The organism is Hyphomicrobium sp. (assembly GCF_036833075.1).
Lineage (GTDB): Bacteria > Pseudomonadota > Alphaproteobacteria > Rhizobiales > Hyphomicrobiaceae > Hyphomicrobium_C.
The window spans coordinates 1-16,910 of the sequence record NZ_DAITQL010000085.1 but is presented as its reverse complement, the minus strand read 5'-3'; the positions used below and the strand labels follow the sequence as shown (position 1 = coordinate 16,910).

Genomic DNA, 16,910 nt, shown 5'->3' with positions numbered 1-16,910 from the left:
ATTCGCGGCCGTTTGGGAATCCCTCGCGATTCAGCTAAAGATGAACGCGCTCTAGGCTCGGACCGGCGGAGGGGCCGCCCGGCGCGATCCGGCTCCAGCCAGCGAGGGGCGCCGTGCGCCGGTCCCTTCGCTGGCACTTTTCCCCACGTTCCACAGGCGTCTGTGGCGTACCGGCGCCGATCCGACGCCGAATTATCGATAACCCTGCGACGGGGTTTCGCTGCCCGCCGTCCCGTGCTTTCAATTGGCCAAGTCATTTTTGGCTCAAGTCATTTCCGGCATGGGGACGCGGCATGTCCGGCAGGACGCCAGGACAGGAGAGGCGGTTTGCGGTCCGGGCGGCAGCCCGTGCCGGCCTCGTGGCTGCGCTTCTCGCCGCCGCGGCCGCTCCGGCAGCGGCCATCACCATCGAGCTCAAGGACGTGGCGCCCGACCGCATCGAGCGGCAGCGGGCCAATGCCGAGGGGCGCCTGCCGCTCGCCAACACGCCGGACGTCGCCCGCCTCGAGCAACGGCTCAAGGCGGCAGGGTTCAAATCCGGCGCGCCGATGCTGATGCGGATCTTCAAGGAGACGAGCGAGCTCGAGATCTGGCTCGAGAAGGGCGATCGCTTCCAGCTCTTCGCCACCTATCCGATCTGCCACTGGTCCGGCACGCTCGGCCCCAAGCAGCGCGAGGGCGACAAGCAGACGCCGGAAGGCTTCTACACGATCACCACCCGGCAACTGCAGCATATCGGCCGCTGGCCGCGCGCGATCAACCTCGGCTTCCCGAACGCGTTTGACCGCGCGCACAAGCGCGACGGCTCCTACATCCTCCTGCACGGCGGCTGCTCGTCGGTCGGCTGCTTCGCCATGACCAACCCGGTGATCGGCGAGATCTACGGTCTCGCCAAGGCGGCGATCCGCGACGGGCAGCGGCACATCCCCGTGCACGTGTTTCCGTTCCGCATGAGCGAGGAGGCGCTCGCCGCCCGCGCCGGAAGCCCCTGGCACGACTTCTGGTCGACGCTGAAGGAGGGTGACCGATCCTTCGCGCGCACGGGACGCCCGCCACGGATCAGCGTCTGCGAAGGCCGCTACCGGGTGCAGGATGCGCTCCCCAAGGCGGCGCTCCCCGTCGACGACACGGCCGACACGAAGAGCCGCCGCGGGCGCCCGGGCCGCGACATGATGCTCGGCGCCGTGCGCGAGGGATGCCCGACGCCGGTCGTGGTCACGGCCGAAGGGAAAAGCGCGGCCGACGGCACGACAGCCGGGCGCACGCGATAGAGCGTCGTTCGTTTTTGATCGAGTTCGGGATCACGCTCTATCTCTTTGATGAGACCGATTTTTCACCCTCCAGGCCGATAGGGCCTCGCGTGATCATGGTCCAGGCGCGGCTCCGTCCATCTTCGCCATCTCCGCGGTCCAGCCTCTGAAGCAGTTCATGTTGATCCAGAATGTCTCCGGGCGCGAGATCTACTGCTGGTCGTCATCCATGTGGTGTTCGTCGTGTCGAGTGTGCTGCTGGCGCTCTCCGACATTGACGGGCTCGCGCCGTTCCGCGTGGCACGCCACCTCGATCGGCGCATGATATCGGCGCATGACAAGGCCCTCCCGTCCGAGACGGGAGGGCCTGTGTTCGTTCGTGCGCCGTCAGGTGCGCCAGGGATGCTCGGGAAGGTCGCAGACGCCGACCGGCTTCACGCCCGCCGCCGCCACCTTGTGGTCGTTCTCGACCGAGCTGCCCGAGACGCCGATGGCGCCGATCAGGACGCCGTCCTTGTCGACGATGGGGAGGCCGCCCGGGAAGGTGATCAGGCCATCGTTCGAATGCTCGATGCCGAACAGCGGGCCGCCGGGTTGCGAAAGCTGGCCGATCTGGCCGGTCGGCATGCCGAAGAAGACGGCCGTCTTGGCTTTCTTGATGGCGATGTCGATGGAGCCGACCCACGCGTCGTCCATGCGATGGAATGCCTTGAGGTTGGCGCCGCTGTCGACGACGGCGATGCACATCTTGGTCTTGGTCCGTTCGGCCTCCTTGCGCGCGGCCTCGATGATCTTCTTCGCGTCGTCGATCGTCACATGCATGGGTTTCATCCTCCGGGTGCGCGCGGGCCGCGCGGGTCCGACATATCGCGGCGGTAACCGTGATTTTCAATGGCCTTGGCCGCGTGTGCCGTCCCACCCCGTCTAATCCAGGCGGGCGCGCCGGCAAAGCCTGAAACCCTGATTGCATTCCGTAAAAACCACGTCTCCGACCCGTCTCGGCGTGGTCCTCAGGGCCGCATTGCGCATCGCGGCGCGGCGGAGTAGCCCTGGACGCGCGCGTCTCGCGCAACAGCAGTCCTCGAACAGGCAAACGAAAGCGCCCGCGGGGCGCGCACATGGCTTCGACGTCGAACGGGATTTTCACATGTCACCAATGAGCCTTCCGCTCAGCGCCCTCAAAGGGCGCTACGACGTGATCGTCGTCGGCTCGGGCTACGGGGGCGGCGTGACGGCCTCGCGCCTCTCGCGCGCCGGCAAGCGCGTTGCCGTGCTGGAGCGGGGGCGCGAGATCGCGACCGGCGCGTTCCCGCAGAAGTTCAGCGAGCTCAGGAGCGAGTTCCAGGTCACCGGCAAAAGCTTCCGCACGGGCTCCGAGCAGGCCATCTACGACGTGCGTCTCGGCCGCGACATGCACGTGCTCGTCGCCTGCGGCCTCGGCGGCGGCTCGCTCGTCAATGCGGGCGTGTCGCTCGTTCCCGACGCGCGGGTGTTCGCGGACGCCGCGTGGCCGGACGAGATCGCACGCGACGGAACGCTCGAGGAGGGCTTCCGCCGGGCCGAGCAATGGCTGCGGCCGGCCTCGGACCCGCGGGCCCGCGAGATGACGAAATTCGACGTGCTGGCGCGCGCCGGCGCGAGCGTCGGCGGCACACTCGTCGCCTCGCCCATCGCCGTCAGCTTCGAGGAAACGACGAACCCAGCGGGCATCCACCAGCTCGCCTGCACGCGCTGCGGAGATTGCTGCGCGGGCTGCAACGTGGGGGCCAAGAACACGGTGGCGCTCACCTATCTCCCCGATGCGGTCAACCACGGCGCGGAGGTGTTCACGGGCCTCAAGGCAGAGACCGTGCGCGCAAGCGGGGACGGGATGTGGCGGGTTTCGGCGCGGCCGGTCGGCCCCGGCCGCGCGTCGGCGGACATCGCGATCGAAGCGCCCGTGGTGGTGCTCGCCGCCGGAACCCTCGGCTCGACGGAGATCCTCCTGCGCTCGCGCGAGGCGGGGCTCGCTCTCTCCGACCGGCTCGGACACCGGTTCTCGGCCAACGGCGACATCATCGCCTTCGGCTACGGTGCAAAGACGCCCGTCAACGCTGTCGGAGTCGGCTTCCCGCCCAAGGTCGAGGGGCTCGAGATCGGCGCGGCCGTCTCGGGGCAGCTCGAGTTCCGCGACGCGGCCGCATTCACAAACGAGCTCAACGTGCAGGAGGGGGCTCTACCCTCCGCATTCGCCTCCGTGCTGCCGGTGATGTTCCTACCCAACGGCCGGCTGCTCGGCGCCCTCTCGAGCCTCGTCAATGGCGTCTACAAAGGGCCGTTCGCAAGCCTGCAGACGTTCTTCGCCGTCTCCCACGACAGCGCGTCGGGACGCTTCCTGCTCGATGACGATCAGCTCGCGCTCACCTGGGCGGACGCCAAGGACGAGCCGGTCTACGCCAAGCTCGACAGCATTCTCTCGCGCGTCGTCGCGGCGAGCGGCGGCGCCTACGTCAAGAACCCGCTCGCAGGGACCATCATGGGGCACCAGCCCGCGACCGCCCATCCGCTCGGGGGGTGCGGCATGGGCCGCGCACGCGACGAAGGCGTGGTGGACCACGCGTGCCGCGTGTTCGACGGCAGATCGGGTGCCGGCGGCACGGCGGTGCACGAGGGGCTCTACGTGATCGACGGCGCGGTGATCCCGCGCTCGCTGGGAGTCAACCCGCTGCTCACCATCACGGCGCTCGCCGAGCGGGCCATGCTGCACTTTGCGCAAGACCGGGGCTTGCGCTACACAACGGCACCTGTTTCGCCCGCATCCGCGCCGGCCTGACATCGCGCCACGATCCCCGAACCCCGACGCCGAACTCATGCGCATCGAATACCACCGCACGCTGATCGCGGACGCGATCCGCAATCAGGGCTTCCACGACGCGCTCGCGCGCGTGATCCGGCGCGGCGAGACGACGGTTGCCGACATCGGCGCGGGCACGGGGCTGATCGGCCTCATGGCGGCGAAGCTCGGCGCGCGCGAGGTGCTGATGTACGAGGCCGCCGAGGTGGCCGGCGTCGCGGCGGCGGCGATCAAGGCCAACCGCGCCAAGGCGTGCCACCTCATGCCGTGCCACTCGACGGAGATGGAGGATCCGCCGCGCGTCGACGTGGTCGTCTCCGAGACGCTCGGCAACTATGCGCTCGAGGAAAACATCGTCGCCACGCTCGCCGACGCACACCTGCGCCACCTCAAGGACGGCGGCGTCATGATCCCGTCGCGCATCCGCCAGTTCGTCGTCCCCGTGATCTCCGAGCGCATCCATCGCGAGCTCATCGTATGGGACGAGGTCGGCTTCGGGATCGATCTCTCGGATGCGCGCAAGATGAGCCTCAACAACGTCTATGTGCGCCGCTTCGCGGCTTGCGACCTGCTCGACGGCGGCGCGGCGGCGAAGGAGTGGGATTCCGTGACGCTCGGCTCCGACGCCAAGAGCAACCGCAAGGGCGAGGTGTCGTGGACGCTCGACAGCGCGCGCACGGTGTACGGCTTCGCCTACTGGTGGGACGCGGAGCTGATCGAGGGCGTGCGGCTCTCGACGGCGCCGCACGCCCCGCCCACGCACTGGGAGCAGCTCTATTTCCCGCTGGAGGTGCCGATGACGGCGGCCTCCGGCGAACGCATCCTCGTCACGCTGCGCTCCAAATCGTCGGAGGAGGCGGGCACGCACCTCGCCTGGACGGCCGTGCATTTCGATGGCGACGGCGCGTCGAAAGCCCGCCAGGCCATGAGCCTCGACAAAGGCTGGATCCCGTGAGCGCTCGGCCACGGCCGGGCGACGCCGCGCGTGCAAATCGTTTCCAGATCAGCGTCATTTCCGCGCGACACTGAGGCGTTTCTTTTTTATCGGCACCAATGCGGGTTTTTCCGGCGCGTGATTGCGCAGCATCTTGCGGCGCGCCGATCATTGCGTATTATTCAAATACCTTTACCCATAGGAAAGACGCTCATGACAGCGCGACTCATCGACGGCAAAGCCGTGGCGGCCGCAGAACGTCAGAAATGCCGCGAGCGTGTCGAGGCCCTCAAGCGGGACCATGGCGTCACGCCGGGTCTTGCCGTCATCATGGTCGGCAACAACCCCGCCTCGGCCGTGTACGTGCGCAACAAAATGCGCGCCTGCGAGGACGTCGGCATCCGGTCGGAGCGCTTCCTGCTGCCGGAGACCTCCTCGGAGGAGGAGGTGATCGGCCTCATCGAGCGCCTGAAAGCGAGCCCGGAGGTGCACGGCATCCTGGTCCAGCTTCCGCTGCCCAAGCACTTCAACATCGAGCGCGTGCTCGGCACGATCCCGGCCGAGAAGGATGTCGACGGCTTCCATCTCTACAACGTCGGCGGCCTCGTCGTCGGCGGAACGGTCTTTCCGCCATGCACGCCCTACGGCGTGATGCGGCTGCTCGAGCACGAAGGGATTTCGGTCGTCGGGCGCAACGCCGTGGTGGTGGGGGCGAGCAACATCGTCGGCAAGCCGATGGCCCTGATGCTGATGCAGCACGAGGCGACGGTCTCGGTGTGCCATGCGAAGACGCGCGACCTTGCGCAATACACGGTGCTGGCCGACATCGTGATCGTCGCGGCGGGCTGTCCGAACCTGATCACGGGGCCGATGGTGCGAAAGGACGCCGTGGTGATCGACGTCGGCATCAACAGGCTGCCGTCGGGCAAGCTGGTCGGGGACTGCGATTTCGAGGGCGTCTCGCAACGCGCCTCGTTCATCACGCCCGTACCGGGCGGCGTCGGCCCGATGACGGTGACGATGCTGCTCGTCAACACCATCAACTCCGCGGTGCGCGGCGCGGGCGCGCAAGATCCCGGGTCTGCCAAAGCCCTGCTCGGCGCGGGTTAGAGCGCGGGTTATTTCACAACCGCACTCTGCGCTTTGATGAGATCTATCTGCTGAGATCCGGGTGTCAGGCTTCGTCGGCCGCGCTGCAGGGGGCGGAGCCGGTGTCGTTGGCCGGCGCGAAGGTGAAGGCCACCGACGACGGGTCGTAGCCAGCGATCCCCGCCGCGACCGGGCGGCGCGACGTGATCGGGCGGGTCAGGATCAGCTCGGCGCGCGGATCGAAGAGGCGCACGAACTGGGCGACGCGCGGCGCGATCTCGGTGCGGAAGCGCGAGCCGTTGAACACGCCGTAGTGCCCCACGCCCGTGCATTCCAGGTGCAGCTTCCGCTCCGGCGGCAATCCCGTGCAGAGATCGTGCGCGGCCCGGCACTGGCCGAGGCCGGTGATGTCGTCCTTCTCGCCCTCGATGGTCATCAGCGCGACGCGGCGGATCTTGCCGGGGTCGACGCGGTGGCCGCGATGGGTCATCTCCCCCTTGGGGAGCGCATGGCGCACGAACACCGTGTCGATGGTCTCGAGATAGAACTCGGCCGTGAGATCCATCACGGCCAGATACTCGTCGTAGAAGACGCAGTGCTTCTCGGCCGAGTCGCCGTCGCCGCTGACGAGATGGCGGAAGAGATCCTTGTGCGCGTTGGCATGGCGGTCGAGGTTCATCGACATGAACCCCGATAGCTGCAGGAAGCCCGGGTAGACCTCGCGGCCCGAGCCGGCATAGGGCCACGGCACGGGCGTGATCACGTGGCGCGCGAACCAGTCCGTGCCGCGCGAGACGGCGACCTCGTTGACCGCCGTCGGCGAGACGCGCGTGTCGATCGGGCCGCCGGCCAGGATCATGCTCAAAGGCGCGGAGGGATCCGCCTCGTCCTCCATGCGCGAAACCGCGGCCATCACCGGCACGGCCGACTGGCACACGGCGAATACGTGCACGTCGCCCCGGAACATCCGGAGCATGTCGCGGATATAATCGATGTACTCGCTGAGGCCGAAACGGCCGGAGGAAACGGGCGTGCTGCGCGCATTCTGCCAGTCGGTGATGTAGACCTCGTGCTGGGGCAGCAGGGCCTCGACCGTGCCGCGCAGAAGGGTCGCGTAGTGGCCGGACATCGGCGCAACGAGCAGGATCTTGGGGTCGGCCGCGCGCTGCGCGGCCGGCATGTCACGCTGAAAGTGAATCACACGGCAAAAAGGGCGGTCCCAGATGACCTCCTCCGAAACCTTGACGCTGCGGCTTCCGATCCGTGTCGATGTCAGCCCGAAGGCGGGCTTCGGATAGCGGCGCGTCGTGCGCTCGAAGACCTCGAAGGCCGCCGACGCGTGGCGCCCGGCCGATGTCTGGGAGAAGGGGTTCCAGGGATTTTCGACGAGCGAGCGGAGCTGCCCGGCCAGAGCGCGCGCCGGGCACATCGCAACATGGCCCATCTCATACCAGTGGTAGAGCACGATCGAATGCCTCCCCGATCTTAAGGCGTCAGTCTGCTGATCGCCTCGCGTCAGTCCTGCTCACGATAACGCGCGGGAAAGACCGTCCGTCCAGACGGAAACGCGGCGATTGGTCGCCAGAACCCGATGTTGTTTCTTATTTAACTCTCCCCCGTGGCGAGAATGCACTGATTCGAGGCGAATGGCTAAGCGCCCGAGCCTCCGGCCGATGCGTTCATCGCCTTGGCCAGTGCGGCGGCCAGCTCTTTGGCGTCGATGCTGTGGGGGAAGTGCCGCAAGAACTGTCCCTTGTCGTCCATGAGATACATGAACGAGCTGTGATCAACGGTGTAGGCGCCGGGGGCAGCCTCGTCGACGACCTTCTTGACGTAGACGCGATAGGCTTTGGTCACCGCGGCAATGTCCTCAGGCGACCCGGAGAGGCCGGTGATGCGGCTGTGGAAGCTCGCGACGTACTCGCCGATCAGCTCGGGCGTATCGCGCTCGGGATCGACGGTGATGAAGACGACCGAGAGACCGTTGGCCTTGTCGCCGAGCTCGTCGAGCGCAGCCGCGATCACCTGCAGACCCGCCGGGCACACGTCCGGACAATGGGTGAAGCCGAAATAGACGAGCAGCGGCTTGCCGACGAAGTCCTTGTCGGTCACGCGCCGGCCCGACCCATCGAGCAGGCTGAAGGGGCCGCCGATCAGCGCCTTGCCCACCGTCTGCGCCGGCGGCGCGTCGGAGGGACCCGAGGGAAGCCAAGCCAGCAGAACCGCCGACAGCACGCCGGCGGCGAGGCCGGCGAGCAGCGCCAGCACGAGAACTTTGCGCGGGGCGCGCGGCGGGGACGTGGAATCCGTCTTTCTCTGGGTCATGCGGGTCTCGCTCGTTGAGGTCGCGCGCGTTGTGTGCGCCCGTGCGTCCGGCTGGGCCTCGCCGGAGCCGGGATCCGGGCGTTGGGCCGCGTCCTCCGGGCACCCGGCACCGTTGCAATCCCATGCAGGGCGCGCGCCCGGGGTTGTGCTAAAGTTTCAAGTCTTGGTAGACAGCAACCTCCTGTAACGCAAGTTTTCTCCCGTGGTCGGACAGCTCACCCGTATCTTCGAATTCAAGGCCAGCTTCAGCGGCGACAGCCAGCTCAGACTGCAGACGATCGTGCGCCTCCGGTGGATCGGCGTCATCGGGCAGATCTTCGCGCTCTGCGTGGTCTATTTCTGGCTCCGTTTCGACCTGCCGATCGGCCCGTGCCTCACGATCATCGCCATCTCGGCCTGGCTCAACGTGTTCCTGGCCATCTACTACCCGGCGCGGCACCGGCTGTCCGTCGCCTTCGCCACCGCGCTCCTCGCCTACGATATTATCCAGCTCGCCTCGCTGCTCTACCTCACGGGCGGCATCGACAATCCGTTCACCATGCTCATCGTCGCGCCGGTGGCGGTCTCTGCCGCCACGCTGCCGCTCGTCTATACGGTCGGGCTCGGCCTCCTGGCGCTGGCGTGCACGTGGCTGCTCGCCTTTTACGCCATGCCGCTCCCCTGGTACGTGGATCCGCCGCTGGCGCTGCCGTTCCTGTACAAGATCGGCATTCTTTCGGCCGTCACCGCCTCGATGCCTTTCCTTGCCATCTACGTCTGGCGGCTGACCCAGGAAGGGCGGCAGATGTCGGCGGCGCTGGCCGCGACCGAGCATGTGTTGGCGAGCGAGCAGAAGCTGCACGCGCTGGACGGGCTCGCGGCGGCGGCCGCCCATGAGCTCGGCACGCCGCTCTCCACCATCACGCTGGTCACCAACGAACTCGCCCGCCAGATCGACCGGGACAGTCCGTACCGGGAGGACATCCTCCTGCTCCGAAGCCAGGCCCAGCGCTGCCGCGAGATCCTGCAGAAGCTGACGCGCCATCCCCCGGACGAGGATCCGCTGCACGGAAGCCTCACCGTCAAGGAGATGCTGCACGAGGCGGCCGCCCCTTACGCGGACAGCCTCACCGTTATCCAGATCCGCGCCGCGCCGGCCACGGCCGCGGCCGGGCCTGCCGCCCGCCAGCCGGTCGGAATCCGCCGGCCGGGGGTCATCTACGGGCTCGGCAACATCATCGAGAACGCCGCCGACTACGCGCAAAGCCACGTCGAGATCAGCGCCGAATGGGACGGGCAGACCGTGACCGTGGTCATCGCCGACAACGGCCCCGGCTTCAAGCCGGAGGTGATCGACACCATCGGCGAACCCTACGTCACCACGCGCTCGCATGGGCGCAAGGAGCGCAAGAGCGGGACCAAGGTCTCGGGGCTCGGCCTCGGGTTCTTCATCGCCAAGACGCTGCTCGAGCGCTCGGGCGCCCGGCTGCTGTTCGAGAACCGCAAGCCCCCCGAACGCGGCGCCGTGGTGCGGGTCATCTGGCCGAGATCCGTCTTCGAGGCGGCCGCCGACCAGCGGGAGCAGCAAATACCGCGCCCGACCAAGCACCGGGAGCCTCCGGGACCGGGAGACCCTATTTCCGATGCGATTTGAGCGACTTAGTCGTCTCGACGGCTGCCAGACGACTTGCCGCCCAGCGATTCACCTTAATCGGCGACATAGAATTTCACACTATTAGGCATGCAATTCGCGCATCACACCTTGGCGAACCGATCCCGGCTAATATAAATGCCAGAAATCGGGAGGTACTCCGTGGTGACTGAAGATCTATCGTTCCAGAAAGACGAGCTGCCGGAAGACCGTTCGCTGATCATCGTCGACGACGACCGGCCTTTCCTGCAGCGGCTGGCGCGGGCCATGGAGCTGCGCGGGTTCGAGGTGCGCAGCGCGCACTCGGTCGCAGAGGGCATCGAGCTGATCCGGGCCCAGGCCCCGGCGTTCGCCGTCGTCGACATGCGGCTCGAGGACGGGAACGGCCTCGACGTGATCGCGGAGCTGACGCGTGTCAGGCCCGATACGCGCATCATCGTCCTCACGGGATACGGCAACATCGCCACGGCGGTGTCGGCGGTGAAGCTCGGCGCCATCGACTACCTCGCCAAGCCCGCCGATGCGGACGACGTCACCGACGCGCTGCTCGCGCCCCACAACGCGAAAGCCGCGCCGCCGGAAAACCCGATGTCGGCGGACCGCGTCCGCTGGGAGCACATTCAGCGCGTGTACGAGCTCTGCAACCGCAACGTCTCGGAAACGGCGCGGCGGCTCAACATGCACCGGCGCACGCTGCAGCGGATCCTGGCCAAGCGCGCGCCGAAGTAGGCGACTTCGGCCCTTTCCGATTGAGGCGGCAATATCACAGCTTTGATTTCGACGTATCTAGGCTCCGGCCTCCGCCGGAGTGACGTCAATTGTGTGGGCCGGTCGCCTTAAACACTCATGCGTCGCCGAGCCTGAGGCCGATCTCGGCGGGAAGCGTCGGGTCGAGCAAAACGGACAAGCGCGAGGCCGACGCGCGGGCGAAACGCAAGGTCATGGCTTTGCGCGTCGGAGCGGGGAGGCGGATCTCGGGGGCCGCGCGAACGATCTCCCCGCCATAGCGGTCGGCGACGATGAGGCCCGCGTCCCCGGGCAGGATCTCGCGTGGGAACTCCGCGCCCACGGCGAAGAACAGCCGGTCTGAAAATTCCCGGTACTCCGGCCATTTGTGATCGGCGCGAAAGTCTTCCAGAGAGGACTTGATCTCGACAATCCAAAGCATGCCGTCCGCGCCGATGCCGACGACATCGGCGCGCCGGCCGTTCGGCAGCGGCAGCTCGGCCAACGCCGTCAGCCCATGGGCCGCCAGAACGCGCACCACCCCTCGGCAGATCTCGCGCGCCGCGGCCGACTGCGGGCCGCCGAGAGAGGCGCGCGGAATAGATGCTTGGTTAACCGCGTTGTCCACACCGCCATCCCCTTCGGTCATCGATCTGCCACTACAGCACGTAAACACTGTCCTCGGGTCGTCGTGATGGGACCCTTGATCTGTCCGCACACTCGGTCATGGCCTAGCGACGGACCGTTCTTTTTCGACCTCGCCGAAGCGCGCTCGGCATTTTCGAGGTCGCGTGCGCCTTGCGCCTCAAGACACGCCTTGCACCTGACACCGTGAGATCGCCAATCTGATGTTCTTCAAACGGTTGACCAAGACCAAATCCGCGCCGACGGCGGCTCCTCAGGTCGAGGCCGAAGCGCGGGCCGACACGGCCGACCCTGCCCTTGCCGCCACGGCCGGGCTGCAACCGCTTTCCCCCGCGGACCTGCGCCGGACCGTCGACGGGCGCGACCTCGGCTTCAAGACCACGGCCGATCTCGAGCCCGCAAGCGCTCTCGTCGGGCAGGAGCGCGCCATCCACGCGATCGACTTCGGCCTCCGCATGCGGGCGCGCGACTTCAACATCTTCGTCGTGGGGCCGCCCTCCGCCGACCGGACCGCTGCGGTGCGCGCGCATCTTGCCAAAATCGCGGCCGCATCACAAACGCCGCCCGACTGGGTCTACGTCAACAATTTCGCCGATCCCCGCCGGCCGCGCGCCCTGTCGCTGCCGGCGGGGCGCGCGCAGGCATTTGCGCGGGGGGTCCGCGCGGCCATCCGCGAGCTTGCCGCGACACTGCCCGCCGCCTTCGCCTCCGAGGACTACCGTGCGCGGCAGCGCGCCATCGAGGAAGCGTTCCGCGGCGGCCAGGAGGGCGCGCTCGATGCGCTTCAGATGCGGGCCGCGCAGCAGAACATCGCCGTGCTGCGCACGCCGCGCGGCTTCGCCATGGCGCCCATGCACGACGGCAAGGTGGTGCGGTCCGAAGTGTTCGGCCAGCTTCCCGAGCCGATGCGCCGCGATGTCGAGACGCGCATCACGGCGCTCCAGTCGGAGCTCGAAGCCATCCTCGCCTCGGAGCCCAAGGCCGACAAGCGTCGCCGCCTCGAGCGCGCCGCGCTCGACGAGGAGGTGGCACGTCACGCCGTCGAGGAGGCACTGGAGCCTGTCTCGGCCGCGTTCGCAGACCTCGCCCCGGTGGCCTCGTTCCTTGCGGAGCTCGAAAAGGACCTCGTAGCCAACGGCGCCCTGCTCGCCACGCCGGACAGCGCCGGTGCGGCCGCACGGGCCGCGACCGATCCCGCGGAGGACGTGCGGTTGCGCCGCTATCTCGTCAACGTCCTCGTCGCGAACGCAGACCCCACGGCGGGCGCTCCGATCGCAGACGCGTCCAACCCCACGCTCGCCCATCTCGTGGGGTCCGTCACGCCGTCCCCCGATGCCGGCGCCGATTTTCTCGCGATCCGGCCGGGCGCGCTGCATCGCGCCAACGGCGGCGCGCTGGTCATCGAGGCGCGGCGCGTGCTCGCGGAGCCCGCCGCCTGGACGGCGCTCAAGCGGGCGCTCGAAACAGGCGAGATCCGCATCGAGGCGGCGGAGCCCGCCAGGCAGGGGCCTCATCCCGTGCCGGCGCTCGAGCCCGAGCCGATCCCGCTCGCCATCAAGATCGTCCTCATCATGGACGGCGATCTCCAGCAGAGCATCGGTGAGACCGATCCCGAGTTCGCACAGCTCTTCAAGGTGCAGGCAGACGTGGACGAGACCCTCGTGCGGAGCACCGAGAACGACCGCGCGTTCGCGCGTCTCATTGCGGCGCTGGTCGGGACGCACGGGTTGAAGCCCGTCGATGCCAACGGGGTTGCCCGCCTCATCGAGGAGGCCCAGCGCATGGCGGAGGACCGCGACAAGCTCAGCCTCGACGTGGGCCGGATCGCCGACATCCTGCGCGAGGCCGACTACTGGGTCGACAGCGGCGCCCGCGAGGCCAAGGCGACGACCGCCGCCGACGTCGAGCGCGCGCTCAAGGAGCGCGCGCGACGCAACGACCGGCTTCGCGAGCATCTTCAGGACTCGGTCGCGCGCGGCGTGGTGCTGGTCGATACGGCGGGCGCGACCGTGGGGCAGATCAACGCGCTCTCGCTCGTGCAGAAGGGACACGCCGGATTCGGACGGCCGGCGCGGATCACCGCCCGCGTGCACGTCGGCCAGGGGCGCATCACCGACATCGAGCGCGAGGCCCAGCTCGGCGGGCCGCTGCACGCCAAAGGCGTCATGATCCTCTGGGGCTATCTCGCGGGCCGCTTCGCGCAGGACGCGCCACTCGCGCTCGCGGCCACGCTCGTCTTCGAGCAGTCCTACGAGACGATCGAAGGCGACAGCGCTTCCGCGGCCGAGCTGTTCGCGCTTCTCTCCGCACTCGCGAACGCACCCTTGCGCCAGGAGATCGCGGTGACCGGATCGGTCAACCAGCTGGGCGAGATGCAGGCCGTCGGCGGCGTCAACGAGAAGATCGAGGGTTTCTTCGACGTGTGCGCGGCCCGCGGGCTCACGGGCGCGCAGGGCGTGCTCATTCCGGCCGCGAACCGGCAATCCCTCATGCTGCGCGAGGACGTGGTCACGGCCGTGCGCGAGGGACGCTTCGCGGTCTATGCCATCAAGACCGTCGACGAGGGCATCGCGCTCCTCACCGGGCTCGCGCCCGGCGAGAAAAACCCGGATGGGACCTTTGCCGCCGGGACCGTCAACGGGCGCGTCGCGGCGCGCCTCAAAGCGTTCGCGGAGCGCGCCCGCGCGTTCGGGCCAAACGCCGCCACGGGAGCAACGCAGGCATGATCGCGCACGTCGCACACGCCGACGAGCAGCGCGGGCGCGTGGTGCTCTGGCTCGGTAGCTCCGGCGAAACGCAGGAAACGGCCGTGGACGCGGCGTTCCGCCTCGCGCAAGCGTTCGAGTCCGAGGTCGAGAGCGTGTTCATCGAGGATCGACAGCTTTTCGAACTGGCGACGTTGCCGTTCGCGCGCGAGATCCCGCTTTCGGGCCGGGAGACGCGGGCGCTCTCGGCCGATACGCTGGCGCGGGACATGCGTGTCCAGGCCGCGGCGCTGCAGCGCCATATCCTCGCCCGCGCCAAGGCGGCGGACGTCAGGGCGGAAGCGCGCGTGGTGCGTGCCGAGCCCGTCCGGGCGCTGGCCGACGTCTGCGCCGAGAACGGCCCCTGGAACGTCGTGACTCTCGGCGCGCCCGTCCGCAACGGCAACGGCACGGGCCATGCCGGCGCCGGACTTGAGGCGTTGTTCGAAGCCGTGCATGCGACGACCGGCATCGTCGTCGCCGGACGCGCGGCGCAGCGCACCAGCGGGCCGGTGATCGCCGTCGTCGAGGAGCTGGACCGCGTCGTCCCGATGATGCGGGCGGCCGAGCGGATCGCGACGGCCACGGGCGGGGCCGCGGCCCTTTGGCTCCTCGAGCACGACCAGGCGCGCCAGGACTGGACCGAAGGCCAGATCCGCCTCGCGCTCGGCCCGACGCCCGGCCTCGCCTTCGAGGTCATCGACATGACGGCGCACACGCCGCGGAGCGTCGCTAGCCTGATGCGGGCCGCGGGCGCGGGGTTCGTCATCACCCGCTTCGGCGGCACGCTGACGCCGCGCGAGTGCGACGTGGCGCCCTTCGCCGAGCTCATCGACGGGCCGCTGTTCCTCGTGCGTTGATCGCCGAGAGGGCGCGCGGAGCGCCCCCTCCGTCCGCTCGGAGCCTGGGCCACGAGAGACGTCTTGCCCAGCCCCGCTCGTGCCGCTACTAGCTCGCGCACCGCGGACGAGGAGCGCATGCCGGAGCTGCCCGAGGTCGAAACCGTACGCATGGGGCTCGCCCCCGTGCTGACCGGCCGCACCTTCGCGCGCGTCACGACGCGGCGGGCGGACCTGCGCTTTCCGTTTCCCGAGAACTTCGCCAAGCGGCTCACGGGCGCGCGTGTCAACAGCCTCGAGCGGCGCGCCAAGTATCTCATCGCGCATCTTTCGACCGACGAAGCGCTTCTCATGCATCTCGGGATGACGGGCCGCTTCCATGTGCAGGCGCCTGGCGAGGCCGTCCCGCACCTTCTCGGCGATTACGAGCATGACGCGGACACCGGCCCCAAGCACATGCACGCGGTGTTCGATATGCAGGGCGGCGGGCGCGTCACGTACGCCGATCCGCGTCGGTTCGGCTACATGCTGCTCGTTCCGGAAGTGGAGCTCGCCCAGCACGCCATGATGCGTGGGCTCGGCGTCGAGCCGCTGTCGACGGATCTCACAGCCGACTATCTCGCGCGGCGCGCGGCGGGCCGGCGCAGCGACCTCAAGGCCTTTCTCATGGACCAGCGCATCGTCGCCGGCCTCGGCAACATCTACGTGTGCGAGGCGCTGTTCCGCGCGCGCCTCAGGCCGACGCGGCGCGCCTCGCTCCTGGCGACGGCCGGCGGCAAGTCCGCGGCGGCGGCGGCCCGCCTCGTCGCCGGGATCAGAAGCGTGCTTGCCGACGCCATCGCGGCGGGCGGCTCGACGCTGCGCGACTACCGCAGGGCCGACGGCAGCACCGGAGGCTTCCAGACCACGTTCCAGGTCTACGGGCGCGCGGGGGAGCCTTGCGTCCGGCCCGGGTGCCGGGGCATTGTGCAACGCAGCGTGCAAGGCGGGCGGTCCAGCTTCTTCTGTCCCGCGTGCCAGCGCTGAGGGTCCAGGGGGGACCCCGTACATACCAACCGGAGGGGAGCGAATATGGCTTTCGAAACGATCCTGGTCGAGACGCGCGGGCGCGTGGGGCTCATCACCCTCAACCGGCCGCAGGCGCTCAACGCCCTCAACGACCAGCTCATCGGCGAGCTCAACGAGGCGCTCGACGGGTTCGAGGCGGACGCCGGCATCGGCGCGATCGTGCTCACGGGCTCGGAGAAAGCATTCGCGGCCGGCGCCGACATCAAGGAGATGCAGGCCAAGACCTATATGGAAGCCTATGCCTCTGACTTCATCGCGAGCTGGGAGCGCATCGCGCGCTGCCGCAAGCCGGTGATCGCGGCGGTGGCGGGCTTCGCGCTCGGCGGGGGCTGCGAGCTCGCCATGAGCTGCGACCTCATTCTCGCCGCCGACAGCGCCAGGTTCGGGCAGCCAGAGATCAAGCTCGGCATCATGCCCGGCGCCGGCGGCACGCAGCGGCTGATCCGCGCCATCGGCAAGTCGAAGGCCATGGAGCTCTGTCTCACCGGACGGCTGATGGACGCGGCGGAAGCCGAGCGGGCCGGGCTCGTGGCGCGCATCGTGCCGGCGGCGGACCTGCTTGCGGACGCGCTCAAGACCGCCGAGACGATCGCCTCGATGTCGCTTCCGGCGGCGATGATGACCAAGGACTGCGTCAACCGGGCCTACGAGACGACGCTCGCCGAAGGCATCCGCTACGAGCGGCGCACGTTCCATTCGCTGTTCGCGACCCACGACCAGAAGGAAGGCATGGCCGCATTCCTGGAGAAGCGGCGCGCCGCGTTCAAGAACGCTTAGAGCGTGTTCAACTTAGGCGGAAGCATATCCTGCATTCCTGAAGTAATTGG

At 68.5% G+C, this 16,910-nt stretch carries 15 protein-coding genes; 10 read left to right on the top strand and 5 right to left on the bottom strand.

Annotated elements, in window-relative coordinates; all coding sequences use genetic code 11:
* The first annotated feature begins 293 nt into the window (after positions 1-293).
* The gene (locus V7082_RS18220; RefSeq protein WP_334150820.1) at positions 294-1,271 is read left to right on the top strand and encodes a L,D-transpeptidase family protein; all 978 of its coding nucleotides are present in this window, start codon (positions 294-296) and stop codon (positions 1,269-1,271) included.
* A 189-nt stretch (positions 1,272-1,460) separates the two neighbouring features.
* Here V7082_RS18220 and V7082_RS18215 read toward each other — a convergent pair whose 3' ends face one another.
* Together V7082_RS18215 and V7082_RS18210 are read right to left on the bottom strand one after the other, a co-directional pair.
* Positions 1,461-1,586, bottom strand: coding sequence for a hypothetical protein (locus V7082_RS18215; RefSeq protein WP_334150819.1), 126 nt, complete (start codon positions 1,584-1,586; stop codon positions 1,461-1,463).
* Between the two features lie 51 nt (positions 1,587-1,637).
* Positions 1,638-2,072, bottom strand: coding sequence for a GlcG/HbpS family heme-binding protein (locus tag V7082_RS18210; protein ID WP_334150817.1), 435 nt, complete (start codon positions 2,070-2,072; stop codon positions 1,638-1,640).
* A 325-nt stretch (positions 2,073-2,397) separates the two neighbouring features.
* Here V7082_RS18210 and V7082_RS18205 point away from each other — a divergent pair, with 325 nt between their 5' ends.
* From V7082_RS18205 to folD, 3 genes are all read left to right on the top strand, one after another.
* Positions 2,398-4,062, top strand: a complete 1,665-nt coding sequence (locus tag V7082_RS18205) for a GMC family oxidoreductase (protein ID WP_334150816.1) — start codon at positions 2,398-2,400, stop codon at positions 4,060-4,062.
* A 37-nt stretch (positions 4,063-4,099) separates the two neighbouring features.
* Positions 4,100-5,038 carry a 50S ribosomal protein L11 methyltransferase gene (locus V7082_RS18200; RefSeq protein ID WP_334150814.1) on the top strand — a complete coding sequence of 313 codons (939 nt, stop codon included), beginning with the start codon at positions 4,100-4,102 and terminating at the stop codon, positions 5,036-5,038.
* Between the two features lie 192 nt (positions 5,039-5,230).
* Entirely contained in the window at positions 5,231-6,127 is an 897-nt protein-coding gene (folD, locus tag V7082_RS18195; RefSeq protein ID WP_334150812.1) for a bifunctional methylenetetrahydrofolate dehydrogenase/methenyltetrahydrofolate cyclohydrolase FolD, read from the top strand.
* Between the two features lie 64 nt (positions 6,128-6,191).
* Here folD and V7082_RS18190 read toward each other — a convergent pair whose 3' ends face one another.
* Together V7082_RS18190 and V7082_RS18185 are read right to left on the bottom strand one after the other, a co-directional pair.
* Positions 6,192-7,571: a polyhydroxyalkanoate depolymerase gene (locus V7082_RS18190; protein ID WP_334150811.1), complete on the bottom strand. Its 1,380-nt coding sequence runs from the start codon at positions 7,569-7,571 to the stop codon at positions 6,192-6,194.
* A gap of 185 nt (positions 7,572-7,756) precedes the next feature.
* Positions 7,757-8,431, bottom strand: a complete 675-nt coding sequence (locus V7082_RS18185; protein WP_334150809.1) for an SCO family protein — start codon at positions 8,429-8,431, stop codon at positions 7,757-7,759.
* Between the two features lie 202 nt (positions 8,432-8,633).
* On the opposite strand from V7082_RS18185, the gene V7082_RS18180 reads away from it, so the two are divergent.
* Both V7082_RS18180 and V7082_RS18175 read left to right on the top strand, forming a co-directional pair.
* Positions 8,634-10,064, top strand: a complete 1,431-nt coding sequence (locus tag V7082_RS18180) for an ActS/PrrB/RegB family redox-sensitive histidine kinase (protein WP_334150807.1) — start codon at positions 8,634-8,636, stop codon at positions 10,062-10,064.
* Between the two features lie 135 nt (positions 10,065-10,199).
* Positions 10,200-10,790, top strand: a complete 591-nt coding sequence (locus tag V7082_RS18175; RefSeq protein ID WP_442909818.1) for an ActR/PrrA/RegA family redox response regulator transcription factor — start codon at positions 10,200-10,202, stop codon at positions 10,788-10,790.
* Positions 10,791-10,905: 115 nt separating this feature from the next.
* Here the strand turns inward: V7082_RS18175 and V7082_RS18170 are convergent, their stop codons facing one another.
* A complete protein-coding gene (locus V7082_RS18170; protein ID WP_334150804.1) occupies positions 10,906-11,415 on the bottom strand; it encodes an MmcB family DNA repair protein in 510 nt (169 codons plus the stop codon).
* A 220-nt stretch (positions 11,416-11,635) separates the two neighbouring features.
* Between V7082_RS18170 and V7082_RS18165 the strand changes: the two genes are divergently transcribed.
* From V7082_RS18165 to V7082_RS18150, 4 genes are all read left to right on the top strand, one after another.
* Positions 11,636-14,158, top strand: coding sequence for a Lon protease family protein (locus V7082_RS18165; protein WP_334150802.1), 2,523 nt, complete (start codon positions 11,636-11,638; stop codon positions 14,156-14,158).
* On the top strand, positions 14,155-15,036 hold the full coding sequence (locus V7082_RS18160; protein ID WP_334150801.1) for a hypothetical protein: 882 nt from the start codon (positions 14,155-14,157) through the stop codon (positions 15,034-15,036). Before V7082_RS18165 ends, V7082_RS18160 begins: the two co-directional genes overlap by 4 nt.
* Before the next feature lie 117 nt (positions 15,037-15,153).
* Positions 15,154-16,041 carry a bifunctional DNA-formamidopyrimidine glycosylase/DNA-(apurinic or apyrimidinic site) lyase gene (gene mutM, locus V7082_RS18155; protein ID WP_334150799.1) on the top strand — a complete coding sequence of 296 codons (888 nt, stop codon included), beginning with the start codon at positions 15,154-15,156 and terminating at the stop codon, positions 16,039-16,041.
* Between the two features lie 45 nt (positions 16,042-16,086).
* The gene (locus V7082_RS18150; RefSeq protein WP_334150797.1) at positions 16,087-16,860 is read left to right on the top strand and encodes an enoyl-CoA hydratase; all 774 of its coding nucleotides are present in this window, start codon (positions 16,087-16,089) and stop codon (positions 16,858-16,860) included.
* Positions 16,861-16,910: the final 50 nt, after the last annotated feature.